The following is a 26,974-nucleotide window of genomic DNA, read 5'->3' on the forward strand; positions in this document are numbered from 1 at the left end:
GCTAGTGCCCCAGAAAGTAGTGATAGGTCAGTGACACGCCCAGGCTAGTGTCACCCTCGCTGCCAGACCCTTGATCCGCTTCTAACTGCAGGCTGAGCGCATCGTTGCCAAATAGGCGACTACCGACAGCCAGGCGAGCGTTTAGCCCAATATCGTTATCGGGCAGCCGGTAGCCGGCCTCTAACCCGACTTCCAGCATGGGGGAGGCCAGCGTTGGCGATGTGGCGTACGGGTTGCCGCGGCGCAGTGTGACGCCCACCCCCATAAAGCTGCTGGTGTCGGTGAGTAAATCGGTGGCTTGGGTGTCTGCTGCGAGCCGCCGCTGAATATCGTCAGGCAGAGCGTCGTTGACACGGTAGTCGGCGTGGTTAGCGAGCAGGCTTATCTCTAGCTGCCGCGTTGCCCCTTTGATCAGCGCATGTCGCCAGGCGGCATCGACGCGGTAACCCTCTCCCAGGCTTGCGCGGGTTTCCCGGCTACGCAGGTCGATATGACTGGCGTTGAGGGTCAGGGTATCGCGGGCGGTGGGTGTCCACTCCAGCTGGGCTCCCACGCGATCCTCAATGGCCAGCAACCGTAGGCGCTCATTGATCTCTGAGGTTTGGCTAATCTCGCCATAGAGCGTACCGGCAAGGCGTGACGTAGCTTGCCAGCGCTGCGTCGCGCTGCCATAGGTGCGATTGACCCGGTCCGTTTGTAGTTGGCCAACGTTGAGCTGGGTATCGAGCCTGGGGCCATTCCAGCCCAGGGTTAATTCGCCTCCGCGCTCATCGGTGATACCGCTGCTATCAACGTCATTAGAAGGAGCATCCAACTGGCGTTGTACCAGCGTTAGCTGGCCCCAGAAGCGTTCGCCGCTGAGTTGGTAAACGGCTTCTTGTTCGGCAATCTCCAGCTCTCCCAGGCGTTGATAGGAAGCGCTGCTGGATAGCCGATGGGGCATGTCCTGGGCGAGCTCCACAAGGTCTTGGCGATGGTCTTCCCCTGCCTGGGTCAGCGTTTCTGCCAGTGCACGGGCATCCTGGCGGCGGTCAAGCTGGCGCATGATGGCCAGCCGGTCGGTGGCAGAAAGCGTGCGGCCTAGATCACTCTCCAGCAGCTGTTTTAGCGTATCGCGATCATTTTTTTCCATCGCCACGGCGAGCACTTGCCATGGCGGGCTGGGGAAGCCCAGAGCCTGGGCGCGCAGCAGCACATAGCGGGCATGGAGTGGACGCTGTAGGGCGATGTTGGCGTCGAATAACCACTCGCTCTCACGGGCTTGGGCGGGGGTGGTCGCAAACGCGTCGGCCACGATATGGCGATACCAGCCGTGTACGCTGTCTGGCCCCTGGCGCTGGGCAACCAGTGCCATCACTTGTATCTGTTCACGGCGTTGCTCACTGCTCAGCGGTGCGTCGAGATCTTTCAGCAGCCCAGGGGAGAGTTGGTTAAGGGCGGCGATACGGCGGGTAAAGGCAACGTTATGCTGGCCGCTTTGGTCTAGCGCGTCGGCGTAATAAAGCTGCTGCCAGTCATCCAGCACGCGGGCATCGCTGGCCATGGCGTACCACGTCAATGCGTGGTCCAAATTGCCTAAATAGCGATGGCCCTCTGCCATGGCGCTCATCATGGCGGGCGTATTGGCAGCGGTGGGCTGCCACTCTACGAGGCGTTGGCGCAGCACGTCCGACTCGCCTGCTGCGGCCAGGGCGTAAAGCATGCCCGCTTGTAGGCTTGGGTTATCGGTTGAGAGCTCCAAGGCGCGCTGATAAGCCGCCATGGCCTCGCCTGGAGCTCGCTGCAACAAGGCTTGCTGCGCGACGGCTCCCCAGTAATCGGGCGACTGCGCAAACTGTTCTGGGGCTTGATCGGCCATGGCCAATAGCGTTTGTGTCAGCGCAGGCTGGCGCTCACGCTGGGCGAGGTACAGCATTTGGATTAAGGCATCGCCATCTTTCGCTTGTGTCCAGCGCTGTTCCGATACGCGCATGGCGAGGTCTAACTGTTGCTGATCGGCGGCGGTCTGGATAAGGCGTGAGGTGCCGTCTGCATCAAGGGCACCTTGCTCAAACAGGGCGGTATAGGCTTCTAAGCTGGCCGCACTGTCACCTAACTGCCATGCCAAGGCGGCCCGCTGTTGCCAATAGCCGGTGGCGGCGTCTTGGGGAGTGGATGGCGCGTTGGCAAGCACGTCGAATGCGCTATCCAGCCGCCAGTTTTGTGCCAATACGTTGCTCTGTGCTTGAACAAACGCAGGCTGAGCGCCGTATTGCGCAGTGATGGCGGTCCAGGCCTCGTCTGCTTCGTCCAAGCGTCCAGTTTGCTCTAGCCAGGTAGCGGCGCGGATGGCCAGCGCCTGGTCGCGAATGCCGGCGGCTTGCCAGGATTGAATGCGGGCGATGGCGGTATCTGGATCGCCCAGCTGTTCCAGCAGGTCTGCCCAGAGACGGCGATCCTCTAGCGTGATGGTGCCATTGCTCTCCAGGCGGGTGAGCGCCTGCAGGGCGGCGTTGCGATCACGCACGCTAAGAGCCAGCGCCACGACCCACCGATCATGCCGCTCTTCACCTGTCAGTCTCGCTAATGTTTGGGCACTCTGCATGGCCCCCGCCGCATCGCCCGCCCACTGCTGCGTTTGCGCAAACTGCTCTAAATAGCGCGGCTGCTCTGGGTGACGTTGGCGGAGAAGGGTCAGCGCTTCAAGCGCAGCGGCGAGCTCGTTAAGCCCCAGCGCGATGGTGACATGACGCTCCAGCGTTGCAGTGTCGGGCCGTACGTCGATGAGCCGCTGCGACCACGCTAGCGCCTGTTGGGGCTGGCCGTGGGCAAGCGCCAAACGAATACCCAGGTCCAGCAGCTCAGGATCGTTGGGAAACACACTAAGGTATTCGCGGGCGTAACCAACGCCGTCGTCGTCCTGGCTTTGCTGTGCTGAGCGCAGCGCTTCAAGCGCCGCGGCCCGTCTCAGTGACTCGGGCGATGCTTCGCCAGCTTGAGCGTAGGCAGGGCTCACCAGCCAGCCTAGCCAGCCGAGTGTCATCACGGATGTTTCCGCCACTTGGTAAGCGCGGTGCCAAGCCGCAGCGGAACGATCAGGGTGTCCCGCACGCAGCCACCAGTGGCCTGCCAGTGAAAGCCAGTGGTATTGACGTTCCCGGTCCTGTTCTCCTAGCCGCTCATACAGGGCCGCTGCATGGGCTGGATGCTCCGTGGCCAACCAGTACGTAGCCATGGTTTCCAAATAATCCGAGGACAGAACCGCATGACGTTGAAAGGCCAGCAGCAAGTGCTGAAAGTGCTGAACTGCGTTCAACCGGTCTGAATGGTCGGGAGCAATAGCCGCCAACAACTGCCACTCGATGCTGAGTCGCAACCACTGCACTGCTGTATCAGGACTGTTATGCAGCGGTTCTAAGGTTGCGTTTGCGAGCGCAAACTCGCCCACCTGAAACAGTTTGTTGGCGAGGCTGATACGCAGCTCGCTATTGCCAGGGTTAGCGTTGAGCAGCGCCTGGGCGTAAAGGATTGATATCCGGCTTGGCATACTGTCGTTATTTTCCAGCGTGAGCAGATGATGCGCCGGAAAAAGCAGTACCAGTATCAAGGCCACGACGGCAGCAATGAGCCGTAGCGTGAGCGGTCGAATGAGCCGCCGCGAGGGTAGCGCCGCCCCCTTACGCGCGGTAATGGCAGGCTTATCGGACAGCACAGCGCACCTCGATACGCTCACCGCGAGCGCTGCCATAGTGTAGGAAGGTACTGGTGCCGCGCTGCTCTAGGCGCGCAGTCGGTGCTGAGACTTGGCAGCCCTGGGTGGCAGCAAGCTCCACCTGCAGAGGCACTTGCTCAGCTGCCAAGGAGAGGGTGATGTTGCCTGGAGAGAGGTGCTGCCATGTATCAATACGTCCGTTGGCATAGCGCAAGTGCGGTGTTTGCGGGGCATGAGGGGTGAGATACAGCTGGGCGTCGTTTGTACCTGAGAGTGCCACATAGCGACCTGACTCAATCTCGCGAACACCCGCCACATTCGTTGAGCGCTGCAGATCGGGCCAGCCAAGCGATGTCGGCAGGCGCAGGGTACGCATGTGTTGGGTACCCTGAATCACCCAGCCGCCGTCCAGGTGGCGTGCAACACCCGTGTGGTACCACTGGGTGGCCACATCGCTCCAGGTGCTGGTGTAGACCGGCAGTGTCTCTTGGGTGAGCACGTACTCGTACACTTGGTGCAGTGCCCGTAGCGCGCCGGGACTGGCGGCCGAATAAAAGTGGTAATAGATATCGATGGGCTTTAAGCGGCGAGGCTGATCGGTGATCTGGTAGGTTTCAATGGCGCGCCGATAGCCCCAGAGCGGGCCAAGCATATTGTTGGTGTAGACGTTTTCATTGATTTGCGGCGCGTAGACCTGCAGGTAGTGGCCCACGGGGCGCAGCATCGGAGACACCCGGGTCATGGTGGGGTTGCTATGGGTAACACTGGTGTTGCCGCCATTGATATTGCGAAGCCCCAGCTCATCGGCAATGGCCAAGGCTTCTTCCGGCGGCAGCGCGTTGCCTGTCCAGAGCACGACGCTGACCGGCTTGTCAGTGGGGGCTAGCGCGCGGTTGATGTAGCGGGCAGAACCTTCAATTTCTCGACGTAATGAAAACCGGTAGTTGGGTATCGGCAGGTTGTAGTTGAAGCCTGCGGTGGTGGTTCCCTGACCCGCTAAATCATTTTCTTTGAGGCTTTCCCATTCGAAGGGGTGGCTGAAGGTATGGGTCGCCACCTCTACCCAAGGCAGCGCGAAGATACGACGTGCCAAGGGCTCGAGTACCGAGCGGTACTGCGGGTACAGGCCGTCTGGGCCTATTTCACCCTCGATGATCGATACCGTCGTAGGGACTTGATAGCGCATCAGAATATCGGACAGCATCAATTCGCCGGTAAAGGGCGTGCCCGGCAGATCGGCTCGGCTGACAAAGGCGTCGCCATCGATCTGGGTCATCCAATAACGTGCGCCGTTCTCTGTGGTGGCGTCGGGCACTGGCATATCGGGAAGTGCCAGGGCGCGCTGCAAAAAGACAAACGGGTCGATGTTCCAGCGTTTTTGATACTCGTTCGCCTCTTCAACCACCCATGGGTGGCTGGCCAAGCCTCCCCAGGCGCCGGTCACAATGGGCGAAAATTGGCGGCCCGTGCTGTCGCGAATGGTGAGGTGGGCGGTGAGCCCACTGCCCACAATTTCGTAGCTGGTTTGTGGCACGGGCGGCGGGGTTGGCATGCCCTCGAAATTGGCGACGTCATCATGACTGGCCAGGGTGAGGCCTTGAGGGTTGATGCCGTAGACCTCACGCAGCCCCATCAAGCGGCCTAGCGTGCCGGAAATCGGGATCCCCGGTATACCCACTATCGCGGCTCGCAAGCCGTGCTCCATCTGGTGCTGTAACCAGGCGCTATAGCGGGGAGCGTTCGCAATAGGTTCGTTGAACCAGGTCACGACACCGGCGTAACGGCCATGTAGCAGATCGCTGGGTAGTGGCCCATTGACGTCCAGATATTCTGCTCCATAACCCAGGTATTCCAGTGGCATCGCCAGGTAGCGATGCGCGTTGGTGTAGGCCAGCTCCCCAGCTTCCGTTTTAGCCTTATCGAAAAAGATCAGCACTCTGCGTGGGATGGGCTCAATGAGTCCCACGCCCATTTGATTGAGCTGCGGCACGCTAACCCAGGGAATAAACCCTTCACCATGAATCCGTTGGGCGGTTTCTCTGGCAAGCGTACGGTTATTGGCGGGTACATAATCAATGGCAATGGCCGGTAAGCGATAGTGGTCGCGCACGCGGGCGAGCTGCGTATACAGCCAGGCTCGATCGTTGTCGGGGACGGCACCATACACTTGGGTGGCCGGGTTCCAGCCGCGATAAAGCGACTCCGCCGCGACGCCAACGATCTGCCCTTGCACCTGGTTCAGCACTTCAAACCCACGGTTGAGGAGCAGCTGCATGTCGGGAAACTGCTGCTTGATGGAATGAATGATGTCCACCAGTGCGGCCTGCTGACGTTCGGCGGCCGGACCATCGGGTGCAAATAAGCGATAGCTGTCTAAGGTATCTAGAAACAGGCCGCGATATCCTGTCTCCCAGAGCGGGCGAATGTGCTCCTCAATTAGGTAAGTACGCCACGCCGAGTGGGTGAGATCGGCCACCTGGCTATTCCAGGCGGTGTTAGAGGTGACGAGTGCATCAGCGGGCAGCGAGGTGGCAGCCCCCCGCCATGCGTCGAGCTCACCGATGCTGACATAGGCAAACGGCTGGCCTCCATGCTGCGCCAGCAGGCGCTGCTCGGCGCTGTCGACATTGGCGGCCTCCACCACGATCCAGTCAAACTGAGAGAGCAGTTCAACCGGGGGCTCGTTACCGTAGTAAAACGCAACGCTAGGCTGTTGGACGGGGGAGTTTGCGTAAACAGCGGAGCCGATAAGCCCGAGAAGCAGCCATGTCAGCGTGCGCATAAAAAGCTTCGCCATCGGTGCCACCTGTCGTGTCAAGAGTCGGTGAAGAAGGGGCTAAGCGTTTATGCGCGAGGGCTCATCAAGATAGCCGTGCGCAGGGCTTACATAACTAATCAGCTCGCTTAAGCCTTCTGTCAAGGTCCACGTTGGCTCGATCATTAACCACTCGGATAAACGTCGGTTGTTGCCGCACGAGTCCCGAATATCCTCGGCTTTGGCGGGCAGGTGCTGTGGGGTCAAATGGCAGTGGGTCAGTTGTCCCAACAGATCAATTAACGTGAGCAAATCAATCTGCTGACCAGTGGCTACGTTGCAGATGCCGCACTGGGGGCTAAATAAGGCGGCCACGTTTGCCCGGGCAATATCGCCCACATAAATAAAATCCCGCGATTGCAAGCCATCCCCGAACACTAGGGGGGGCTGATGGCTGAGAAGACGGTCGAGGAAGCGTGCAATGACGCCCGCATACGGGGAGTTAGGGTCTTGGCGGGGACCATACACATTGAAATAGCGAAGCCCTAGGCTGGGTAGGCCATGCAGACTACCTAATAGGGCCGCATAGCGCTCATCGATCCACTTCTCTAGTCCATACGGTGATAAAGGCTGCAGTTCGGCCTCTTCTGGCAATGGCAGTTGTGCAGGAATACCGTACACCGCAGCCGAGGAGGCGTAGACGAGTTTACTCACATGGGCCATAGACGCCGCATGCATGACGTTGAGGGCACCTAAAATATTATGGGTGGCAGAGCCCACAGGATCGGCAACGGAGCTTGCCACGGAGACTTGGGCAGCTAGATGCAAACAATGTGTCACCCCCTTCATGGCGGTTTGAACATCCTCTACGCTGCGAATATCGCCGACGACGACGTCTAGTAAAGGGTGTGTAGGGAGGTTGCTTAAACGCCCTGTGGAGAAGTTATCTAATACCCTGACGCGATGGTTGTCTTGCAACAGTCGCTCGACGGTATGGGAGCCGATGAATCCTGCGCCGCCAGTCACCAATACATGATGTGGGTACGTTAGCATGGTCTTTCTCCCGTGAGGCCCAAAACACCCGATAGTGTGACACTAAGGATTCGTGCTTTGAAACAGAATGTATCTTAATGTTTAATTGATTTACATTGAGATACAAGGAGAGAAAGGCTGATATTTCTCCTCAGTAAAAGAGGCTTCTTCTAAGTCTCATTGAATGAGTGGCAAGCCCCTTTGAATAAAAGAAAGGGCCAGCACTGGGCTGGCCCCTTAATGAGATGGGTGACTCAAGGTTAGCGTAACGCCTTGCGCTCTACGCCATCCGTCTTACCCAGTAGCAGCACATCGGCGCCACGCGCGGCAAATAGACCGTTGGTCACGACACCGACGATAGCGTTGATACGCGCTTCCATTGCCACCGGGTCCTCAATCATAAAGTTGAAGCAGTCAATAATATGGTTACCGTTATCCGTCACCACGCCTTGGCGATACACCGGCTCTGCCCCTAGCTTGACCAGCTCACGGGCGACGTAGGAGCGCGCCATGGGAATGACTTCCACGGGTAGCGGAAACTGGCCTAGCTGTGCCACGTATTTCGAACCATCGGCAATACAGATGAAACGCTTGGCGCAGGCAGCGACGATTTTTTCTCTCGTGAGCGCTGCACCACCGCCTTTGATCATATGTAAGTGTGCATTTACTTCGTCTGCGCCATCGATATAAAAAGGCACGTCGCCCACATGATTGAGCTCGAACACCTCTATGCCGAGACCTTTTAGTCGTTCGGCGCTGGCTTCTGAGCTGGCCACGGCGCCTTTGAAACGGTCGCGTAAGGGGCCTAGGCGGTCGATAAACAGGTTGGCCGTCGAGCCGGTACCAATACCCAGTACGGTCTCTTTTTCCAAGTGAGGCGTAATCTCGTCGATAGCAGCGTCGGCTACCGCCGCTTTCAATTCATCTTGTGTCATGATGGGTCCAATAGTCGGAGAGGCAGTCGCCCTTAGTATAACGGGCCAAGCGTCCAGTGCCGATGGAAACGCCGCTGGACGTTGCCCATTGTCATCTGCTACCAATAAAGGCTTTTCTCGCGCCCGCCAGGGTCACGTCATTTTTCTGGGATGTCAGCATGCTCGAAGCCACCGTCAAAAAGATCCTCCAAGCCCGCGTTTATGAAGCCGCTTGTGAGACGCCCATTTCGCCCGCTCCCTTTTTGTCGCGTCGCTTCAATAACCAGATTTTGATCAAACGTGAGGATTTACAGCCGGTCTTTTCGTTCAAAATTCGTGGTGCCTACAACAAAATGGCCCAGTTGACCGATGAGCAGAAGGCCAAAGGGGTCATCGCGGCGTCGGCGGGCAACCACGCTCAGGGGTTGGCTATGGCCGCCAAGCTGATGGGCGTGAAAGCGGTCATCGTCATGCCGCGCATCACTCCGGATATCAAGGTTCAAGCGGTGCGCGCTCGTGGCGCTAAGGTAGTCCTCAAAGGCGATGCCTTCGCGGCGGCTGCCGAGCATGCTCAGGAACTGATCAACGAGCACGGTTACACCTATATTCCACCGTTTGACGACATCGACGTGGTGGCCGGGCAAGGCACCATTGGTGTCGAAATTCTGCGCCAGCACGGAGGGCGTTTGGACGCGATTTTCATCCCCGTCGGCGGCGGTGGCCTGATTGCCGGCGTGGCAGCCTACGTAAAGTACCTGCGTCCAGACATCAAAATCATCGGCGTGGAAGCCGAGGATAGCGCCTGTCTCAAAGCCGCTATGGAGGCCGGCGAGCGCGTGGTGTTGGATCAGGTCGGTGTCTTTGCCGAAGGCGTTGCGGTAGCGCAAATTGGTGAAGTGCCGTTCTCGCTGGTGCGCGACCTCGTCGACGACGTGATTACCGTGAATACCGATGAGATGTGTGCCGCGGTAAAGGATATTTTCGAAGATACTCGCGCCGTTGCTGAAACCTCTGGCGCACTCTCGTTGGCAGGTCTCAAAAAGTACGTTCAGCAGACGGGGGCTGAAGGCGAGACGCTGCTGTGTATCAATTCGGGGGCCAATACCAACTTCGACCGCCTGCAGCACATTGCCGAACGTACCGAGCTAGGCGAGCAGCGCGAAGCCATCTTGGCCGTTACCATCGCCGAAAAACCCGGCAGCTTCAAGAAGTTCTGCCGCACGCTGGGGAAACGGATGGTGACCGAATTTAGCTACCGCTACGCCGATGATAGCGACGCGCATATCTTCGTGGGCGTTCAAATCAAGCCGGGCGGTGAGGATCGACAGGCGGTGATCGATAAATTGCGCGAAGGTGGTTATCAGGTGGAAGATTTAACCGATAATGAATTAGCAAAGCTGCATATTCGCCATTTAAGTGGCGGACGCCCCAGCGAGCGTTTTGAAGAGGAGCTTTATCGCTTTGAGTTTCCAGAGCGTCCTGGTGCACTGATGAATTTTTTAACTCAACTGCCACACGATTGGAATATCTCTCTATTTCACTATCGTAATCACGGTGCTGCTTATGGGCGTGTATTAGTGGGTATGCAAGTGCCGAGCGAGGATCGCACGCACGTCACCGAGTACTTGGATGCCATTGGCTACCGCTATTGGCAAGAGAGCGATAACCCCGCCTATCGACTCTTTATGGCGTAACCTAATGTAAGTAAGCGCTAACAGTATGGGCTAGAGCTGCTAGGCAGGTGAGAGTGACTGAAACGTTTAATTGAGGGCTTAAAATAGTGCTTTTAGCAGTTGTCATCGAGCCCCTTATGGCCCTATAGTCGTGAACGAAATTAATGAGGTGTGTCATCTTCTCGACATGAAAAGTTTGGTGGCGCACTTAAGGGTATTTGGCAACTGCGAAAGACGTTGGAGAAGAGGCATGCGGCGTAGAAAGCCTGATATGGTGATGGCGTTAACAGTGGTGTTTTTACTCGGCGTATTAGCCACTGGATATGCACAGGCGCTATCAGGAAGTTAACCAACGGTTAATGTGAGCGTCCTTGGCAACCATGCTGCACCTACTGGGTGAATAGACAATAAAAACGGGCTGATCCTTGTGATCAGCCCGTTTTTATTGGGCGTACCACGCCGGTATCGCTGGCGACCGCAGTGAGAGGAATATCCCAAGGTTCAACGGGCAGCGATGCTACTTGCTGACAGGCATGAGCCACGCCAATCAGCGCAGGGGCTGGCCCGGGATGACGCATGAACGACAAGCTGCGGTCGTAAAATCCACCGCCCATGCCCATTCGATTCGCCTGACGATCGAAACCCACTAGCGGCACGATGAGCGTGTCCAGTGCCCAGGCGGGCAGTCGATGGCGGCGCTGAACGGCAAATCGCGGACAAGGTTCGGCAATACCGAAGCGATTGTGGATCATGGGGGTGTTGGCGTCGTACGCCACGAACCAAAGGCTGTTGGCGCTAAACGGGCGAAGCACGGGCAAGTAGATGGCCACACGCCGTTTGCGTAGCCAAGGAATGAGTGGCGTAGGGTCAATCTCGCTATTGACCGGCAGGTAGAGGCTGATGCGCTTGGCGCGACGGATTTCAGGGAGCTGCTTCAAGCGCTGGCATAGCGCCAAGGCGGCTTGCCGCTGCTGTTCGGCGGAGAGCGCGCGACGACGACGTTTCAGCTCGCGCCGGAGGGCTGGCTTGTCATTAGGTGAGGTAAGGCTCATCTCATAAGACGTCATGGCAAAGTGTTCCCCAGAATGCCGCTGTCGTTCTGGCCCTGAACCTACTGGTTCAGGTGGGTGGCCGCAGCCAAACCGTCAGGCTTTCCGACGCACGGACATGCACACGGGTCTGGCTAGCATTTGGCCCCCTGGGTACTGCGCATAGGCTCGAGGGACTATAACGACTGGCGTACATCCCAGAGAACACCGCTATCCTAACAGAGCCGCAGCTAATGCCAAAGTCTCGGTTGCAAGAAGGCGTGGTTCAAGGCGCATTGCGCCGAGTGCCCGCTAGAGCACGCTCGAGCCGCTCGCTCAAACGGTTCAGATTGGCTTCACCGGCCCGGTGCTCATCCAGCGCTTCTAGCAATTCATGGGTAATATTGAGCGCGGCCATGATGGCGATGCGCTCACTTCCCAGGACGCTGCTTTGGGCGTGTATGCCGTGCATCGCGCGGTCCAAATAGCGAGCAGCGCGTTCGAGCTGGGCTTCTTCGCCGGTGTCGCAAGCAATCATATAGCTGCGACCCAGTAGGGTAATCTCTTTCGTTGGCCGCTTTGCGTGACTCATCAAAGACTCCAGCACGGGCCAGCAAGGGTCCCGATGCGTTAACATCACTACATAGGAAGGATAGACGGCGTTCACTATAAGAGAGCCGCTTGTGCGGGGTCAACGCGAAGGCTTCCCGCCCTATCCCTTTGGTCATACCCTTATCTTTGGTAAAGCGAGCAAGAATCATGTCATTGATTGACGAACGGCAGGATTTTTCTGACGTAGCGGATGTATTTTTACTCCACGGCAGTATGCAGTCTCCTGCCTTTCTGGACGGACGGCTGTGCGGCTTGTTGGCACTGCGGGATGTCACTGCCGACGCATGGCTGGAAGAAGTGTGTCTAAGCCTGGGGGTCGAGCAACCCCGTGATCAGGCTAGCGCCGAGCGCCTGTTGGGCTGGCGCCGCCAGACGTTGGAAGCGCTGAGCGCGAGCGACATGAATTACGCACCGCTGCTGCCCGACGAGCTGTTCTCTCTTGCCGAGCAGGCGCAAGGGCTGAAAGAGTGGACGTTGGGCTTCATGGAAGTCATCGAGGACGTCGTCGACGACGCGCTTCGGGAGCGCTGGTCGCAGACCTTGAAAGAAGCGATCGATGATCTGGAAGGCCTCGGCCAGATCGAGACCGACATCGACGATAGCCCGGAGAACGAGAACGACCTGTTTGCGCTGACGGAACACGCGCGAATGGCGGCCATGTTGCTCTACACCGAACAGCATCCCGGTCAGCCCCAAGTAGAGCAAACCGACGCCCCCGTTCATTGAGCCACCACGCGATAGGAGCCGTTATGCCCAAGCCATTGCCTCGCCCTGCTGCCATTTCGCCTGAAGAGTACCGTCAGCGCCGAGCGTCGCTGCTGGCCAAGCTGCCAAGCCATGCGGCGCTGCTGGTGCCTGGGGCGTCCTTGGTGACTCGCTCCCACGACAGCGAGTACCCGTTCCGCCAGCAGAGCGACTTTTACTATTTGACCGGCTTTCAGGAGCCGGACGCGCTACTGGTGCTGTTGCCGGGCCGTGGCGAAGGGCAAAGCGTGGTGTTCTGCCAAGATCGCGACCCCCATCTGGAAGCTTGGACCGGCCGTCGGCTAGGGGCTCAGGGCGTTGTCAGCCAGCATGGTCTCGACCAGGCATTCGAAAATGCCGAGCGCGACGCACGGCTACCCTCGCTGCTCGAAGGTCTTGAGCTGCTCTATGCGCCGCTGGATAACCCCGACGCGCTGGGCATTGCCAAAGAAGCGCTGGCTCAGGCTCAGTCGGGTATGCGTCGGGGCAAACCGCCGTTGAAGGGTTGGTTGGATAGCCGCCCGCTGATTCACGAAATGCGCCTGATCAAAAGCCCCGCCGAAATTGCGCTTTTGCGCCATGCGGCGGCGATTTCCGCTCAGGCCCATGTTCGCGCCATGCGCACCTGCCAGGCAGGAGTGTATGAGTATCAGCTCCAGGCCGAGCTGGAACACACCTTTGTTTGGCACGGGGCTAGCGGGCCAGCCTACAGCACTATCGTGGGCGGCGGGGCCAATGCCTGCGTGCTGCACTATATTGAAAACAGCGATGTGCTGGAAGAGAACACGCTCGTACTGATCGATGCTGGGGCGGAATTCGATCTCTACGCAGGCGACATCACACGCACCTTTCCGGTCGGTGGGCGCTTCAACGACGCCCAGCGGGAACTCTACCACGTGGTGTTAGGCGCACAGGAGCGGGCGGTGAAAGCCATTGCTCCAGGCGCTACGCTAGCAGATATCCACCAAGGCGTTGTGGAGGACCTTACCGCTGGCCTCATCGAGGTAGGCCTGCTGACGGGCGACGTGCAAGCGCGTATCGATGACGAGAGCTACCGGCGCTTCTACCTTCACTCCACGTCTCACTGGTTAGGACTGGATGTGCACGACGTAGGTACCTATCGCCTCGATGAGGCCACACCACGGCCACTGATGCCAGGCATGGTGCTGACCGTCGAACCCGGTCTTTACATTCCCTGCGACGACGATATTCCAGAAGCTTATCGCGGTATCGGCATTCGTATCGAGGATAACGTAGTGGTCACCGAACAGGGCCATGACATTTTGACCGCCGACGTACCGAAGCAGGTGGAAGATATCGAGAAACTAATGGCTAATAAATAATCAGCTTCGTTAGACGCCTGGAAGTTTATGTAATCTACATTACGGAATTACGAATCGCTGTGGTCGCGCTGTATGAAGGAGGAGAGGCCAATGTATAGGGCTGAGCAGGAATCACGTCCACAAGCGCCGTCGCCCACCCATGACGTCGTGATCGTGGGCGGTGGGTTGGTGGGGGCCAGTTTGGGCTGTGCATTGGCACCGCTCATCGAGCGCTATGGCTGGCGGGTCGCCATCATCGAAGCCAATGCGCTATCGCAAAGTACGGAAGGCGCGACGTGGCAACCGAGCTTCGATGCCCGGGCGAGTGCCATCGCCGAAGGCTCGGCCCAGCGCTTTCGTCAGCTAGGGGTGTGGGAAGCGATGCAGGCCGAGGCCACGCCGATTCAGCGTATCCATATCAGCGAGCGGGGCCGGTTGGGCGCGACGCGCCTCAATGCGCAAGAGCTAGGCGTTGCTGCCTTGGGGCACGTGATTCCCAATGCCTGGATGGGGCGAGTGCTGCATCAGAAGCTGCAGCAACTGCCTATCGAGTGGCACTGTCCGGCCACGGTGGCACGGTTAACGCCCACGGCCAGCGGCCACCATTTACGGCTTTCCGATGGCAGTGAGCTGACGGCGGCGTTGACCATTTTGGCCGATGGCGGCCGCTCTGGGTTGAAAGAGCAGCTCGGTATCGCCAGTCGCCGCCACTCTTATGAACAAACCGCCGTGATTGCCCATGTGGGCATCAGTCAGCCCCACCAGGGCATTGCCTACGAGCGCTTTACCTCGGAAGGACCCATTGCACTACTGCCGTTGCCAGGTCAAGCCATGGAGCTGGTCTGGACGCACGCCAGCGGTAGCGAAACCGCTCGAATGGCGCTGTCTGACGCGGCGTTCTTGAGAGCGCTTCAGCGGGCGTTCGGCGACCGGGTCGGCCGATTTACCAAGGTGGGCCAGCGGTTTAGCTATCCGCTCTCGCTAGTGACCGCGGAGGAGCCCGTGCGGCCCGGCTTGGCTGTGTTAGGCAATGCCGCCCATGCGCTGCATCCTGTGGCAGGCCAAGGCTTCAACCTGGCGCTGCGCTCGGTGATGGATTTGGTCGAAGCCCTTGCCCAAGGTGCCGAGCAGCAGCGCGCCCTGGGAGATATGGCGACGCTGCAGGCGTTCGAGCGACGCCGAGCTCAAGACCGCGCCAACGTGATTCGTTTTAGCGATGGCTTGGTGCGCCTGTTTGGCTACTCGCTGCCGCTGCTACCGCACGCGCGGGGAGCAGGGCTGATAGGCCTCAATTTGATCGGCCCGCTGCGCCGCCGTTTGGCACGCCGAGCTATGGGGCTAGAACGCTGATGCGCGGCGACAGCGCACGAATCCCTCAACGATGGCTCTCATCTACCCAAGCCAAGGAGTGTTATGACTACGTCAGCAGACGCGGCTAAGCCTTCCATCATCCCTTTCGATGCCGTGATCGTAGGAGCGGGCATGGTGGGCACGGCGCTGGCCGGGCTATTGGCCGAGGCGGGTATGCAGGTGGCGCTAGTAGAAGCCAAGCCGTCACCGCTGCGCTTGCAGGATGTGGCCGACGGAGTTCCCGCCCCACGCGTTAGCGCACTGACGCCGGTGTCACAGCGGCTGCTCACCCATTTGGGGGCTTGGCCCGCCATGGAGGCGGCGCGCGTCACACCTTACCGGTACATGGAGGTGTGGGATGCCGAGGGCAGCGGTCGTATTCGTTTTTCGGCCGACGAGGCAGGCACCGCCACGCTGGGGCACATCGTCGAGAACGAGGTGACGCTGGCGGCGCTTAACGAGCAAGTGGCCAAGCAGCCGACGTTGACGCGGTTGGATGGTGTGCGGGTGGAGGCGCTGCAAACCACGGCGCGTGGCCGCTGGCTGGTGCTCGACGATGGCAGGCAGCTACAGACGCCGCTGCTCGTCGCCGCCGATGGCGCGCGCTCTGCGCTACGAGCGCTAGCGGGCATCCCGGTGGCCGAGGAGTCGATGGCGCAAGAGGCGGTGGTCACCACGGTGCGCTGTACTCATCCCCACGGCGGTACCGCACGACAAGCTTTCCTGGGCGGCCGTCCGCTGGCGTTCTTACCGCTCACCGTGAACGGAGACGACCGCTACTGTTCCATTGTCTGGTCCACCACGCCCGAGCATGCCCAAGGGCTGACCGAGCACTCGCCAGAAGCGCTGGGGAAGGCGCTCGGCGAGGCGTTCGAGCATCGTTTGGGGGAGGTCGTGCCTGTGGATCGTGCCTACCGTTTCCCGCTGGTCCAGCGCCACGCCCAGCATTATGTGCAGCCCAACTTCGCGTTGGTAGGTGATGCCGCCCACAGTCTGCATCCGCTGGCCGGGCAGGGCGTTAATTTGGGCTTGATGGACGCTGCGGTATTGGCGGAAGAAGTCGTTGGGGCGTGGCGGCGCGGCGCGCCCTGGGGCAACGTAACGACACTCAGCCGTTTCGAGCGTCGAAGGCGTTTGGATAACGCCACCATGCTGGGGCTGATGAAAGGCTTCAAGCAGCTGTTTGGTAGCCAGCAGCCGGTGCTGACGCTGGCGCGCAACGTCGGGATGAGCGGCATGAACAAGTTCGTACCGCTTAAGCGCTTGGTGATGCGGCAGGCGACCGGAGAGCGGGGTCGCCTGCCGATCTCCTGCCGTTAGCCGCGGCGGCGATCCACGACGTTCAGCGCTTTCAGCAAATTAAGCGCCTCGCTAAGCTGGTAGTCGTCGCGTAACCGCTGAGACATGGCGGCACGCTCGGGAGGCATGTCGCTTTGGCTACCGAGGTGTCCGTCCAAGTCCGCCTCACGAATGGCGCGTCGCGCCTCCGCCACTTCCAGGCGGCCACGCACCACTTCTACGTCGGGTTCGATACCTTGCGCCTGGATCGAGCGGCCATTGGGGGTGTAGTACAGCGCGGTTGTCAGCTTTAAGCCTTCGCCATTGCCCAGCGGCATGATCTGCTGCACGGAGCCTTTACCGAAGCTTTCTGTTCCCATGATGACACCCCGGCGCTGGTCTTGCAGGGCGCCCGCGACGATTTCCGCAGCCGACGCGCTACCGCTATTGATGAGGACCACGAGCGGCACGTCACCGGCGGGGGTGTCGGGAGACGCCGAAAACGACATCTCGGTGTCCGAAAGACGTCCTTCGGTATAGACGATGAGCCCGTCATCGAGGAACAGATCGGCCACGCCGACCGCTGCCTGCAAGACGCCGCCAGGATTATTGCGCAAATCGAGAATCAACCCTTCCAGAGGCTGCTCTCGCGCCATGCGCTCCAAGGCTCGGCGAGCCTGCTCGGGCGTGCGGGACTGGAATTGGCTAATGCGTAAATAGCCGTAGCCGGGTTCCAGCGTCTCCTGTTTGACGCTCTCACTGCGGATCACTTCACGGGTGAGGGTAAACTCCCGTGGTGCCTCTTCGCCAGAACGCAAAATCGTCAGGCGCAGCGTGGTGCCTGGCTCACCGCGCATCAGATTGACGGCTTCCTGCAGTGAGAGGCTATCGGTGGGGGTGCCATCGATGGCCACAATGATGTCCTGAGACAGCAGGCCTGCCCGGGAGGCGGGCGTGTCATCGATGGGCGTGACGACCATCAGTTGGCCATTTTGGGTGCCGACTTCGATACCGATGCCGCCAAACTCGCCTTGGGTAGACTCCCGCAGGCTTTGGTACTCCTCTTCATCCAAGTAGGCCGAATGAGGGTCGAGCTCGCTGAGCATGCCCCGCATGGCGTTACGCAGCAGCGTACGGTCGTCGACCTCTTCGACGTAGCCGCGCTTGATACGCTCGAAGACCTCGGCGAACGTTTGAATCTCTTCCAACGGCAGATCATCAGCGGCGCTGTTCGACGGCTGGGCTGCCAGAGGGAGCGGGGCCGCCAGCAGCGCGAGCGGTAGCAGGGTGGCCAATAAGCGCTTGGCAGGGGCCGATACCTCGGTAACAGATAGCGTCATGCGGACTCCGCTAGGCGAAAGGCAGTGCCAGTGGCACTGCACGGGTTGTGAGGTTCATGGTAAAGAGAGCGACAATAAAGAACGTGACTATAAAGAGAGTAGCACCAGCTTATCCCGTCAACGGCGCGCAATCCAACGTTGCGGATTAATAGGTTCTCCGCCTCGTCGCACTTCGAAATAGAGGGCGGGTCGGGATTGTCCTCCACTATTGCCCACTCGGCCTATGGCATCGCCACGACTCACCTGTTGACCGGGACGGGCGCTGAACTGTTGCAGGTGCGCATACAGCGTCATGATCTGATCGCCGTGGTCGATGATCAATAAGTTACCGAACCCTCGCATCCAGTCGGCAAACACCACACGGCCCGAATGAACCGCCGTGACCGCCGTGCCTTCGCTGGCCTGAATCACGATGCCGTTGTAGTGAACCCCGTTCCGCCGCTGAAAGCTGGCGGTGATGCTGCCTTGCACGGGCCAAGGCAAATCCCCTTGCGTGCGGGTGATGTGCGTGGTGGGCGTGGGCTCTGCCATGCGGGCCAGTTCGGCCTGAATCGCGCGGAGCTGTTGCTCGGCCTGTTCGCGACTCTGGTTCAGGTCGGCCAGTCGGTCCGCCTCGCTCCCGTAGCGGTCATCCAGCGTCTCCACCACGCCACGGCGCGCTTCGGTGCGCTCGGCGAGCAGAGCGCTTTGGGTTTCCAGCTCGTTCGCCAACGTATCCAAACGCGCTTGGCGCTCCGCCAGTGCCCGTTCGGTATCGGCAAGCGCCGTGTCCAGCCGCGCAATATCGGTGAGACGCTGCTGGCGCGCCTGCGTCAGCCGATTCAAGTAGGCCTGCATGCGGTCCAGTTCGGCAGGGTCGCTTTGATTGAGCAGCAGCTTGAGTTGGGGCGTCGGCCCTAACCGGTAGAGCGCGGCGAGCTGCTGACCGAGCGCCTGATACTGAGACTCCCGTTCGCTCTGCAAGCGTTCGCGATGTTGGCGTAATTGAGTAGTTTCATCGTTGAGTTGACGCCGCTCGGCCTGAAGTTGATCCAGCCGCTGGTGCGTCTCGGCGAGCTCGGTTTCCACGGCCTGCAGCTCGCGTTGAGCGCTATCGCGGGCTTGACCGGTCGCGCTGAGCCGCTCGGCCATGGCGTCGATCTCCTGCCCGAGCGCGTCGAGTTGCTCCCGGGCGGCGCGTTCGTTCTGCTGCGCCAAGGCGGGCTGCTGGCTCAAGGCCAGCAGCAGAGCGGCGAGGGCGAGTGGTCGCCACATGGGCATTAGGTAAAACGCAGCAGCGGCTTGCCCGTCATCGCCTCAGGCTGCGGCTGGTCCATCATGGTCAGCAGCGTGGGGGCCAGGTCGCACAGGCGGCCGTCGTCGAGCTCTGCCGCCCGCTCACCCACGTATACCAGAGGCACCACGAAGGTGGTGTGTGCGGTTTGTGGGGCGCCGGTGTCCGGGTGGACCATCTGTTCGGCATTGCCGTGATCGGCGGTAATCAGGCAGGCACCGCCTGCGCGCTCGATGGCCTCCACCACGCGACCAACGCAAATGTCGACGGTCTCGATCGCTTTCACGGCGGCATCGAAATCCCCGGTGTGGCCGACCATGTCGCCGTTGGCGTAGTTACACACCATGAGATCGAAACGGCCGCTATCGATCGCTTCAACGAGCTTGTCGGTGATCTCGAACGCACTCATTTCGGGCTTTTCGTCGTAGGTTTTGACGTCGCGAGGGGAGGGCACCAAAATGCGCTCTTCCCCTTCGTACTCGGCCTCGTTACCGCCAGAGAAGAAGAACGTTACGTGGGGGTACTTCTCCGTTTCCGCAATGCGTAACTGAGTGAGGCCGCGCTTGGCCACTACCTCACCCAGCGTATCGGTGAGATCGGTGGGCGGAAACGCGGCAGGCGCATCGATGTCGGCGGCATACTGGGTCATCATCACCAAACCATCGCCTGCCAGCGTTGGGCGTGCCTGACGTTCGAAGCCGGTAAACCCCGATTCGGTAAAGGCGCGCGTGAGTTCGCGGGCGCGGTCGGAGCGAAAATTCATAAAGATCGCCGCGTCGCCATCGTGTAACGTCACGGCATGACCGTTGACCGGCACGCTGGTTGCGGCCACGAATTCGTCGGTTTCACCGCGCTCGTAAGCATCACGCAAGCCGCTTTCCGCGCTGGTGGCCGTGTACTCCGCGTGGCCGCCGGTGAGCAACCGGTAGGCTTGCTCGACGCGCTCCCAGCGGTTGTCGCGGTCCATGGCGAAGAAGCGTCCAATGATGGAGGCGACAAAACCGTTATCGGCGCCGACGAGTTCGGATAACCGTGCGTTGGCGCGCTCGATGGACGCCAACGCGCTCTGTGGGGGCATGTCGCGACCGTCTAGAAAGGCGTGCACGTAGATGCGCTGGGCACCGCGCCGCGCTGCCAGCTCGGCCAGGGCGATGAAGTGATCTTCGTGGCTGTGCACGCCGCCTGGTGAGAGCAAGCCGAGCAGATGCACGGCGCGGCCATTGGCAACGGCGTCGTCGATCGGCTTGGTGAGCACCTCGTTGGTGTCCAGGTCGCCCTCTTCGATGGCTTTGGTGATGCGGGTGAAGTCCTGGTAAACGATGCGTCCGGCCCCCAAGTTCATATGGCCGACTTCGGAATTACCCATCTGCCCGTCGGGGAGCCCGACATGGCGGCCATCGGTATGCACGAAGGCGTGGGGACGGTTGGCCCACAGTGCGTCCATCACCGGTGTGTTGGCCGCTGCCACGGCGTTATGAGCGCTATCGGGGTTGTGGCCGTAGCCGTCTAGGATGATCAGCGCCACGGGGCGCGGTGCAGATGATGCCATGAAAGAATCCCTCTTTTGTGGGTCAGCCAAGCGACGTGAGGTACGGTTTGAAAGCCTGGCGAGGGCGGCTCTACCAGTTTTCAGACAGCACCTGATAATCGGGGTCGCGACAGGCGCGCGCTTGGGGCATCATAACGCAGGCAGCCGTCGGGCGTCATGGCCTGCGCGGTATGCCCTGTGACGTGTATACTCGTCGTGTTTCTGAGGGCGGCTAGGCCGCTTTTTTCTGCATAGACCAAGAGATTGTGTTCGCGATGATCGATCAGCTGTTCGAATTCGTAATGAACCACCCCCTCCTCGTGGGGGCATTTTTGCTGGTGCTCATAGCGTGGATCGTTTATGAAACGCGCAGCGCCGCTTCGAATGCGGTGTCCTCCACGCAGGCCACTCAGCTCATCAACCGTGAAGATGCGGTAGTGCTGGACATTCGTGAGAGCAAAGACTTCAAAGCCGGGCATATCGCTGGCGCTCGCAATATTCCCCAAAGCAGCCTCGACAGCCGCATGAGCGAGCTGGATAAAGTGAAAAGCCAGCCAATCATCGTGGTGTGCAAGCATGGCCAAAGCTCTGGCGCTGCCCAAGCGAAGCTCGCCAAAGCCGGATTCGAGCGGGCGATGAAGCTGCGTGGTGGCATGGCGCAGTGGCAGGCGGATGGCCTCCCGGTGGTCAAGAAGTAAACGAGAGCATACGTCGCGGTAACGCCGCACCTTTTTTAATGGAAGAACGATTAGGAGTATCCCATGGCGGAAGATAACAACACCCCGCAGGCAGGCGCCGCAGAAGGCGAAAAACCTCAGCTGAAATTCTCGTTACAGCGTATCTACGTGAAAGACATCTCTTTCGAAGCGCCGAACTCTCCCTCCGTGTTCAAGCAAGCGTTCAAGCCCAAGGTCAACCTGGACCTCAACACCACCAGCCAGAAAGTGGCCGACGACCAGTACGAAGTCGTGGTGAAAGTGACCGCGCAGGTCAACGACAGCGAAACCGGCACGACCTCGTTCTTGGCGGAAGTCGAGCAGGCGGGCCTGTTCCGTATTGCGGGTATCGAAGGCGCGCAGCTCGATCAGACATTGGGTGCGTTCTGCCCCAATCTGCTGTTCCCGTATGCCCGTGAGTGCGTCGATAACCTGGTCAACCGTGGCGGTTTCCCGCCGCTGATGCTGGCACCGGTCAACTTCGAAGCCATGTATGCCCAGCGCAAGCAGCGCGAAGCGCAGCAGGCTAGCCAAGCGGCTGAGAACACGCACTAAGCCATGTCGGACACGCTGACCGCCGCCGATTGGCAGGCCCGACACGGTAAAATGCCCCGTCTCTATGTGCCTGCCGAGCTGTTGGCGGGCACGACGCTAGCGCTGCCCGACGGCCCGGCCAAGCACGTGACTCGCGTGCTGCGTATGGGCGAAGGCGCGCCGCTGATCGTATTCGACGGCCGTGGCCAAGAAGCAGGCGTGCGGTTAGCCGAGGTGAGCCGCAAGCAGACGACCGTGACCGTGGAAGCGGTATGGGCGGGTAGCGGCGAGTCACCGCTGGCGGTGCATCTTGGGCAAGCGATTTCCAAGGGCGATCGCATGGATTACGCCATTCAAAAAGCCGTCGAACTCGGCGTGGCGGCGATTACCCCGCTCTATACCGAGCGGGGCGATGTACGTTTGAAAGGCGACCGTGAAGAAAAGAAGCTGGCGCATTGGCAGGCCGTGGCGGCCAGCGCCTGCGAGCAGAGCGGCCGGGCGGTAGTGCCACCCGTGCACCCCCCGCAGACGTTAGGCGAGTGGCTGGCCGAGCGCCAGGAGCCCCTGCGCTTGATGCTGCACCTAGCGACGGGTAATGGCTTTGCTCAGTCAGAGTGCCCGGCGTCTGCCGCGCTGCTGATCGGCCCGGAGGGCGGCTTGAGCGAGGCAGATATTCAGGCCGCGACCGCCAGCCACTTTATGCCTCTGACGCTGGGCCCGCGTGTGCTGCGTACGGAAACGGCCCCTGTCGTTGCGCTAACGCTTCTACAGCATCACTTCGGCGATATGTAAGCGCTTACTATCAAGCCGCTGCCGTGTTTGCTTCGGCAGCGGTTTTTTGTACCTGGCGCTCTCTTCATCCGACGCCGCTTTGCCTAGCTTTGGCAAGGTACCATAATGACGTTCTACTTCCAGTAAGGACAGCACCCATGGTCCGTGAATCACACGCCACCCCTCGATCTGTCAGCGATGCGTCGGCCCAGCTGGGCGATGTGGCCTATTTAACCGTGACGGCGGTGAATAGTACCGGAGCCTTTTTGCGCTGGGGGCAGCCCAAAGACGTGCTGCTGCCTTACAGCGAACAGCGTTTTCGCCCCGACCCTGGCAAGCGGGTGTTGGTGATGCTGTACAGTGACGATCAGGGGCGCCCGGTCGCTACCATGCGCCTCGATCGTTTTCTGACGGATGACGCCTGGGCGTTAGAGAAGGGCGACGAAGTCGATTTGGTAGTGGCCGACCGCACGGACCTAGGCATGAAAGTGGTGGTCAATCACCGCTATTGGGGTTTGATCTATCAGGACGACATTACCCAGCCGCTGCGTCGTGGGCAGTCGCTAAAAGGCTTTGTGAAACAGCGCCGCGAGGATGGTCGCGTGGATATCTCGCTGCTACCGCCCGGCGCGGCACGCCTGGACGTCGTGGGGGATAAAGTGCTGAAGGCGCTGCGCGAAAGCGGCGGCTATTTACCGTTAGGTGATAAAAGTTCGGCGCACGATATCAAAACGCGACTGGGCGTGAGCAAAAGCGCGTATAAACAGGCGATTGGCCGACTCTATAAACAGCAGTTGATCACCCTGGCGCCGGATGCGATCCGCCTGGTACCCGGTGCGCTCTCCGATACGTCGGATCAATAGCCGCGGTTGGAGCCGTGCCTGCAGTGCGGCATACTGATGACTTATTGATCCTGCATGGACTGTATTTCGATGAGCCAATCAACGTTGCACCTCGGTGTGGTGATGGATCCCATCAGCGACATCGCGTACAAGAAAGACACTACCTTGGCCATGCTGTGGGCTGCCCAAGAGCGTGGCTACACGCTTCACTATATGGAGCAGGAGGATCTTTTCTTGCAAGCGGGCCAGGCCTATGCGCGGATGCGCCCTCTCACAGTGCACCGAAACCCCGAACACTGGTACGACCTAGGCGAGGCGACTCAACGCCCGCTGGCCGAACTGGACGTAGTGCTGATGCGGAAAGACCCGCCGGTGGATGCCGAATTCATCAACGCGGTGCATCTGCTGGGCTTTGCCGAGCGTGAGGGCGTGTTGATCGTCAATCCCACGGCAGCCCTGCTACAGTGTAACGAGAAGCTCTTTGCCCAGCAGTTTCCCCAGTGCTGCGCGCCGACGGTCGTCGCCAGCCGCGATGACGTGCTGCGCGCGTTCCATGCCGAGCATGGCGATGTGATCTTCAAGCCGCTCGATGGCATGGGGGGTACAGGAATTTTTCATATCGGCCCCGAGGGCCGCAACATTGGCGCGGTGATCGAGCAGCTGACGCTGCGCGGTCAGCGTCAAATCATGGCCCAGCGCTATCTGCCGGCCATAAAGGATGGCGATACGCGGATTCTCTTGGTCGATGGGGAACCGGTGCCGTTTGGCCTTGCGCGCATTCCCTCGGCGGGCGAAACCCGCGGCAACCTGGCTGCCGGCGGGCGCGGCGTGAGTCGCGAACTGACCGAACGCGACCACTGGTTGATTCAGCAGGTGCAGCCGATGATTCGCGAGAAAGGACTGATGTTCGTCGGTTTGGACGTGATTGGCGACTATATCACCGAAATCAACGTGACGAGCCCTACCTGTGTTCGTGAAATCGACGACCAGCGCGGCACCGACATTGCCGGAATGCTGCTGGACGCGATCGAGCGTCGCTTGGCTTAACCGGTGACGGCTCAACCCGCCCTATGACGCAAGGCTTGCCGAGCGATTGGCAAGCCGCAGGAGACGCATGCAAAGTTTAAAACACCACTTTTTGATGGCGATGCCCCACTTGGAAGACCCCAACTTCGCGGGCAGCCTGATTTATCTATGTGATCACGACCACAACGGCTGCATGGGCGTGATCGTCAATCGCCCGATGGAAATCACCCTGGATGCGCTGTTCGAGCAGCTTTCATTGGGAGGCGACGACAGCCCCTACCGCAATGCGCCGGTCTACTACGGTGGCCCGATGCATAAAGATCGCGGCTTCATTCTCCATGTTGGCGACAGTCAGGCGTGGGACTCCAGCGTTCAGGTGGAAGACGGCATTGCCCTGACGACCTCCATGGATATCCTCCAAGCGCTTGCCGATGGTAACGGACCTGAGCACTTCTTAGTATGCTTGGGCTGTGCCGGTTGGGATGTGGGTCAATTAGAGGATGAGTTGAAAGAGAACGCCTGGCTCACCGTAGAGGGCCACAGCAACGTGCTTTTTGATACGCCACCGGCTGAACGTCTTGCGGCCGCTGCAGGTATCCTTGGGGTCGACCTAAACCTCATGACACGCAATGCAGGGCACGCGTGAGCGTGTGGCTGGATGAGGCGTAAGACGCATGGCAAGTAACGGGCAGCGTCTGATCTTGGCATTTGATTTTGGAACGCGGCGCATCGGCGTGGCCGTGGGCAACGAGCTGCTTCACAGTGCGCGGGAGCTGGCGCCGCTGCCTGCGCGTGACGGTATACCCGACTGGAACGTGGTCACGCGCCTCATCGACGAGTGGCAGCCCGATCTGTTCGTCGTCGGCTTGCCGCTCAATATGGATGGCAGCGAGTCGCTCATGAGCACGCGGGCGCGCAAGTTCGGCAACCGTTTGCATGGTCGCTACGGCAAACCATGCGAAATGGTCGATGAGCGTGGTTCCACCCAAGAAGCCAAGCGAATTGCCCACGGGGCGGGGCACCGAGGGAATTACCGAGAAGAGAGCGTGGATGGCATTGCGGCGGTGCTGATTTTGGAAGGCTGGTTCGCCCACCAGGAAGGCCTTCCCGGCGGGCGCACGACACATTAACGCGATTAGCGGTCCAGCGTGCCGGTTTGTGATGGCACAAACCAACGCACGGGCCGCAGATCCTTTTCAATCAACTCGTCTACTTTTAGCAGCGTGGCAAAGATCGCCATCCGCATGGGAATACCGTTATCGGTTTGGCGGAAAATCGCCAGCCGAGGGTCGCCGTTCAAATCGACGTTCAAGTCGTTGGCGCCCGGGCGGCTATCACGGGGCAACGGGTGCATCACGATCGTGCTTTGGCTGCAACGCTGGTCAAGAAAATCACGATTGACCATGAAGTCATCGGAGAGCCCCTGGAAGCTCTCGTTCATCTCATCGGTAAAACGCTCCTTCTGAATACGTGTGGTGTACACCACGTCCAGGTCGCTGAAATCGCTGGCCAGCGAGTCCCGCTGTTCGACGCGGTGACCGCGCGACGTCACTAGATCGATCAGATGGGTGGGCATCTCCAACCCCGGTGGGGACACCAGCGTTATGCGCAGCGGGTCATAGAGCGACAGCAGCTTGATGAGCGAATGCACCGTACGCCCGTACTTCAAATCACCGGTCAACAGAATGTGTGCCCCGCTCAAGCGCTTGCCCAACCGCTGAAACTCCTTATCGATCGTATAGAGATCCAACAGTGCCTGACTGGGATGTTCGCCTGGGCCGTCGCCACCGTTGATGACCGGAACGTGAGTTGCCGCAGCAAATTCGGCGACCGACCCTTGGTCAGGGTGACGCATGACGATGGCATCGCAGTAACCGCTCATGACGCGGCTGGTGTCGTACAGCGACTCGCCTTTCGCCATGGACGAGAAGGTAAAGCCCGTGGTGTCGCATACGCTTCCCCCCAGTCGGCAGAAGGCGGCATTGAAGCTCACCCGCGTACGGGTGCTCGCCTCGAAAAACAAATTGCCCAGAACCGCTCCTTCCAGCACCCGCGTCACCTGACGGCGACTCGCAATCGGCTCCATGCGAGCTGCTACGCGCAATAGGTGATCGACGCTATCGCGGTTTAATGAATCGACAGTTAATAGGTGCTGGCTCATCATGGACCTCATCATTAGTGGGCGTGGGTGAAGGTGGCCGCCGTATAAAGCGCTAAGTGTAACCGCCAAACCAGACGTGCCGAAGCGGTTTCCGCCCCCTGATATGAGAGAACAGATGATCTGGCCGAGACTTTTTTCGACTATTAGATAATTAGCCCTTGCCAACCCGGCTTTGAGCCCGTAAAGTACGCATCCGCTGCCGGGGACGCCCAGCGTTACCAGCGGTGATGAGGTTGAAAAACCTCTTGTTTGTCAGGAAGTTAGAGCTCTGTGGTAGGTTGGTCAGATCGCTCGCTTCGCCCGCTGAAAACAGCGGTTGACAAACACCACGGAATGCGTAGAATACGCCTTCCTCGCTGAGGCAATACGGGTCAGGTCATCGGG

At 59.8% G+C, this 26,974-nt stretch carries 22 protein-coding genes and 1 other RNA gene; 12 read left to right on the forward strand and 11 right to left on the reverse strand.

Annotation, left to right across the window (positions count from 1 at the left end):
- Position 1 precedes the first annotated feature (1 nt).
- The 4 genes from MHM85_RS15110 to rpiA form a co-directional block, all read right to left on the reverse strand.
- A complete protein-coding gene (locus tag MHM85_RS15110; protein ID WP_176558222.1) occupies positions 2-3,691 on the reverse strand; it encodes a tetratricopeptide repeat protein in 3,690 nt (1,229 codons plus the stop codon).
- Entirely contained in the window at positions 3,678-6,488 is a 2,811-nt protein-coding gene (locus MHM85_RS15115; protein ID WP_239286352.1) for a bifunctional glycoside hydrolase 114/ polysaccharide deacetylase family protein, read from the reverse strand. The genes MHM85_RS15110 and MHM85_RS15115 overlap by 14 nt, the downstream gene beginning before the upstream one ends.
- Positions 6,489-6,527: 39 nt before the next feature.
- The gene (locus MHM85_RS15120; protein WP_139526193.1) at positions 6,528-7,499 is read right to left on the reverse strand and encodes an NAD-dependent epimerase/dehydratase family protein; all 972 of its coding nucleotides are present in this window, start codon (positions 7,497-7,499) and stop codon (positions 6,528-6,530) included.
- 239 nt (positions 7,500-7,738) lie between these two features.
- A complete protein-coding gene (rpiA, locus tag MHM85_RS15125; protein ID WP_139526194.1) occupies positions 7,739-8,413 on the reverse strand; it encodes a ribose-5-phosphate isomerase RpiA in 675 nt (224 codons plus the stop codon).
- Between the two features lie 158 nt (positions 8,414-8,571).
- Here rpiA and ilvA point away from each other — a divergent pair, with 158 nt between their 5' ends.
- Positions 8,572-10,086, forward strand: coding sequence for a threonine ammonia-lyase, biosynthetic (ilvA, locus tag MHM85_RS15130; RefSeq protein WP_139526195.1), 1,515 nt, complete (start codon positions 8,572-8,574; stop codon positions 10,084-10,086).
- Positions 10,087-10,496: 410 nt separating this feature from the next.
- On the opposite strand, the gene MHM85_RS15135 is transcribed toward ilvA, so the two are convergent.
- The 3 genes from MHM85_RS15135 to MHM85_RS15145 all read right to left on the reverse strand — a co-directional run bounded on the left by MHM85_RS15135 (position 10,497) and on the right by MHM85_RS15145 (position 11,685).
- A complete protein-coding gene (locus MHM85_RS15135) occupies positions 10,497-11,132 on the reverse strand; it encodes a 5-formyltetrahydrofolate cyclo-ligase (RefSeq protein WP_231125627.1) in 636 nt (211 codons plus the stop codon).
- A gap of 6 nt (positions 11,133-11,138) precedes the next feature.
- Positions 11,139-11,321: non-coding RNA, 6S RNA (gene ssrS, locus MHM85_RS15140), on the reverse strand.
- A 58-nt stretch (positions 11,322-11,379) separates the two neighbouring features.
- A complete protein-coding gene (locus tag MHM85_RS15145; protein WP_139526197.1) occupies positions 11,380-11,685 on the reverse strand; it encodes a cell division protein ZapA in 306 nt (101 codons plus the stop codon).
- 167 nt (positions 11,686-11,852) lie between these two features.
- Here MHM85_RS15145 and MHM85_RS15150 point away from each other — a divergent pair, with 167 nt between their 5' ends.
- From MHM85_RS15150 to MHM85_RS15165, 4 genes are all read left to right on the forward strand, one after another.
- Entirely contained in the window at positions 11,853-12,431 is a 579-nt protein-coding gene (locus tag MHM85_RS15150; protein ID WP_139526198.1) for a YecA family protein, read from the forward strand.
- 23 nt (positions 12,432-12,454) lie between these two features.
- Positions 12,455-13,792: a Xaa-Pro aminopeptidase gene (gene pepP, locus MHM85_RS15155; protein WP_139526199.1), complete on the forward strand. Its 1,338-nt coding sequence runs from the start codon at positions 12,455-12,457 to the stop codon at positions 13,790-13,792.
- A 90-nt stretch (positions 13,793-13,882) separates the two neighbouring features.
- The gene (ubiH, locus tag MHM85_RS15160) at positions 13,883-15,121 is read left to right on the forward strand and encodes a 2-octaprenyl-6-methoxyphenyl hydroxylase (protein WP_139526200.1); all 1,239 of its coding nucleotides are present in this window, start codon (positions 13,883-13,885) and stop codon (positions 15,119-15,121) included.
- Between the two features lie 63 nt (positions 15,122-15,184).
- Positions 15,185-16,441, forward strand: a complete 1,257-nt coding sequence (locus MHM85_RS15165) for a UbiH/UbiF/VisC/COQ6 family ubiquinone biosynthesis hydroxylase (protein ID WP_139526201.1) — start codon at positions 15,185-15,187, stop codon at positions 16,439-16,441.
- Here MHM85_RS15165 and MHM85_RS15170 read toward each other — a convergent pair.
- From MHM85_RS15170 to gpmI, 3 genes are all read right to left on the reverse strand, one after another.
- Complete coding sequence (locus tag MHM85_RS15170; protein ID WP_139526202.1) at positions 16,438-17,739, reverse strand: S41 family peptidase; 1,302 nt, start codon at positions 17,737-17,739, stop codon at positions 16,438-16,440. The genes MHM85_RS15165 and MHM85_RS15170 overlap by 4 nt on opposite strands.
- A 117-nt stretch (positions 17,740-17,856) precedes the next feature.
- Positions 17,857-18,999, reverse strand: coding sequence for a peptidoglycan DD-metalloendopeptidase family protein (locus MHM85_RS15175; RefSeq protein ID WP_139526203.1), 1,143 nt, complete (start codon positions 18,997-18,999; stop codon positions 17,857-17,859).
- Positions 18,999-20,561: a 2,3-bisphosphoglycerate-independent phosphoglycerate mutase gene (gene gpmI, locus MHM85_RS15180; RefSeq protein ID WP_139526204.1), complete on the reverse strand. Its 1,563-nt coding sequence runs from the start codon at positions 20,559-20,561 to the stop codon at positions 18,999-19,001. The genes MHM85_RS15175 and gpmI overlap by 1 nt, the downstream gene beginning before the upstream one ends.
- 254 nt (positions 20,562-20,815) lie before the next feature.
- Here gpmI and MHM85_RS15185 point away from each other — a divergent pair, with 254 nt between their 5' ends.
- The 7 genes from MHM85_RS15185 (at position 20,816) to ruvX (ending at position 25,559) form a co-directional block, all read left to right on the forward strand.
- Positions 20,816-21,238 (forward strand): rhodanese-like domain-containing protein, encoded by a 423-nt coding sequence (locus MHM85_RS15185; protein ID WP_139526205.1) that lies wholly within the window; start codon positions 20,816-20,818, stop codon positions 21,236-21,238.
- Between the two features lie 63 nt (positions 21,239-21,301).
- A complete protein-coding gene (secB, locus tag MHM85_RS15190) occupies positions 21,302-21,811 on the forward strand; it encodes a protein-export chaperone SecB (RefSeq protein ID WP_139526206.1) in 510 nt (169 codons plus the stop codon).
- A gap of 3 nt (positions 21,812-21,814) precedes the next feature.
- Complete coding sequence (locus tag MHM85_RS15195; RefSeq protein ID WP_139526207.1) at positions 21,815-22,582, forward strand: 16S rRNA (uracil(1498)-N(3))-methyltransferase; 768 nt, start codon at positions 21,815-21,817, stop codon at positions 22,580-22,582.
- A gap of 137 nt (positions 22,583-22,719) precedes the next feature.
- On the forward strand, positions 22,720-23,424 hold the full coding sequence (locus MHM85_RS15200) for a S1-like domain-containing RNA-binding protein (protein WP_139526208.1): 705 nt from the start codon (positions 22,720-22,722) through the stop codon (positions 23,422-23,424).
- A gap of 69 nt (positions 23,425-23,493) precedes the next feature.
- Positions 23,494-24,450 (forward strand): glutathione synthase, encoded by a 957-nt coding sequence (gshB, locus tag MHM85_RS15205; RefSeq protein ID WP_139526209.1) that lies wholly within the window; start codon positions 23,494-23,496, stop codon positions 24,448-24,450.
- A 67-nt stretch (positions 24,451-24,517) separates the two neighbouring features.
- The gene (locus tag MHM85_RS15210) at positions 24,518-25,075 is read left to right on the forward strand and encodes a YqgE/AlgH family protein (protein WP_139526210.1); all 558 of its coding nucleotides are present in this window, start codon (positions 24,518-24,520) and stop codon (positions 25,073-25,075) included.
- Positions 25,076-25,103: 28 nt separating this feature from the next.
- Positions 25,104-25,559 carry a Holliday junction resolvase RuvX gene (gene ruvX, locus MHM85_RS15215; RefSeq protein ID WP_139526211.1) on the forward strand — a complete coding sequence of 152 codons (456 nt, stop codon included), beginning with the start codon at positions 25,104-25,106 and terminating at the stop codon, positions 25,557-25,559.
- Positions 25,560-25,564: 5 nt separating this feature from the next.
- Here ruvX and pyrB read toward each other — a convergent pair whose 3' ends face one another.
- Positions 25,565-26,590 carry an aspartate carbamoyltransferase gene (pyrB, locus tag MHM85_RS15220; protein ID WP_139526262.1) on the reverse strand — a complete coding sequence of 342 codons (1,026 nt, stop codon included), beginning with the start codon at positions 26,588-26,590 and terminating at the stop codon, positions 25,565-25,567.
- Positions 26,591-26,974: the final 384 nt, after the last annotated feature.

This window comes from Halomonas sp. McD50-4, from assembly GCF_022348135.1.
GTDB classification, from domain to species: Bacteria; Pseudomonadota; Gammaproteobacteria; order Pseudomonadales; family Halomonadaceae; genus Vreelandella; species Vreelandella piezotolerans.

Coding starts and splice junctions, on each gene's coding strand:
- MHM85_RS15200 (WP_139526208.1), top strand. CDS start 22,720: ATGGTCCGTGAATCACACGCCACCCCTCGATCTGTCAGCGATGCGTCG.
- MHM85_RS15195 (WP_139526207.1), top strand. CDS start 21,815: ATGTCGGACACGCTGACCGCCGCCGATTGGCAGGCCCGACACGGTAAA.
- pepP (WP_139526199.1), top strand. CDS start 12,455: ATGCCCAAGCCATTGCCTCGCCCTGCTGCCATTTCGCCTGAAGAGTAC.
- MHM85_RS15210 (WP_139526210.1), top strand. CDS start 24,518: ATGCAAAGTTTAAAACACCACTTTTTGATGGCGATGCCCCACTTGGAA.
- ilvA (WP_139526195.1), top strand. CDS start 8,572: ATGCTCGAAGCCACCGTCAAAAAGATCCTCCAAGCCCGCGTTTATGAA.
- MHM85_RS15120 (WP_139526193.1), bottom strand. CDS start 7,499: ATGCTAACGTACCCACATCATGTATTGGTGACTGGCGGCGCAGGATTC.
- rpiA (WP_139526194.1), bottom strand. CDS start 8,413: ATGACACAAGATGAATTGAAAGCGGCGGTAGCCGACGCTGCTATCGAC.
- pyrB (WP_139526262.1), bottom strand. CDS start 26,590: ATGAGCCAGCACCTATTAACTGTCGATTCATTAAACCGCGATAGCGTC.
- MHM85_RS15170 (WP_139526202.1), bottom strand. CDS start 17,739: ATGACGCTATCTGTTACCGAGGTATCGGCCCCTGCCAAGCGCTTATTG.
- ruvX (WP_139526211.1), top strand. CDS start 25,104: ATGGCAAGTAACGGGCAGCGTCTGATCTTGGCATTTGATTTTGGAACG.
- MHM85_RS15150 (WP_139526198.1), top strand. CDS start 11,853: ATGTCATTGATTGACGAACGGCAGGATTTTTCTGACGTAGCGGATGTA.
- ubiH (WP_139526200.1), top strand. CDS start 13,883: ATGTATAGGGCTGAGCAGGAATCACGTCCACAAGCGCCGTCGCCCACC.
- MHM85_RS15135 (WP_231125627.1), bottom strand. CDS start 11,132: ATGACGTCTTATGAGATGAGCCTTACCTCACCTAATGACAAGCCAGCC.
- secB (WP_139526206.1), top strand. CDS start 21,302: ATGGCGGAAGATAACAACACCCCGCAGGCAGGCGCCGCAGAAGGCGAA.
- MHM85_RS15175 (WP_139526203.1), bottom strand. CDS start 18,999: ATGCCCATGTGGCGACCACTCGCCCTCGCCGCTCTGCTGCTGGCCTTG.
- MHM85_RS15115 (WP_239286352.1), bottom strand. CDS start 6,488: ATGGCGAAGCTTTTTATGCGCACGCTGACATGGCTGCTTCTCGGGCTT.
- gpmI (WP_139526204.1), bottom strand. CDS start 20,561: ATGGCATCATCTGCACCGCGCCCCGTGGCGCTGATCATCCTAGACGGC.
- MHM85_RS15165 (WP_139526201.1), top strand. CDS start 15,185: ATGACTACGTCAGCAGACGCGGCTAAGCCTTCCATCATCCCTTTCGAT.
- MHM85_RS15185 (WP_139526205.1), top strand. CDS start 20,816: ATGATCGATCAGCTGTTCGAATTCGTAATGAACCACCCCCTCCTCGTG.
- MHM85_RS15145 (WP_139526197.1), bottom strand. CDS start 11,685: ATGAGTCACGCAAAGCGGCCAACGAAAGAGATTACCCTACTGGGTCGC.
- gshB (WP_139526209.1), top strand. CDS start 23,494: ATGAGCCAATCAACGTTGCACCTCGGTGTGGTGATGGATCCCATCAGC.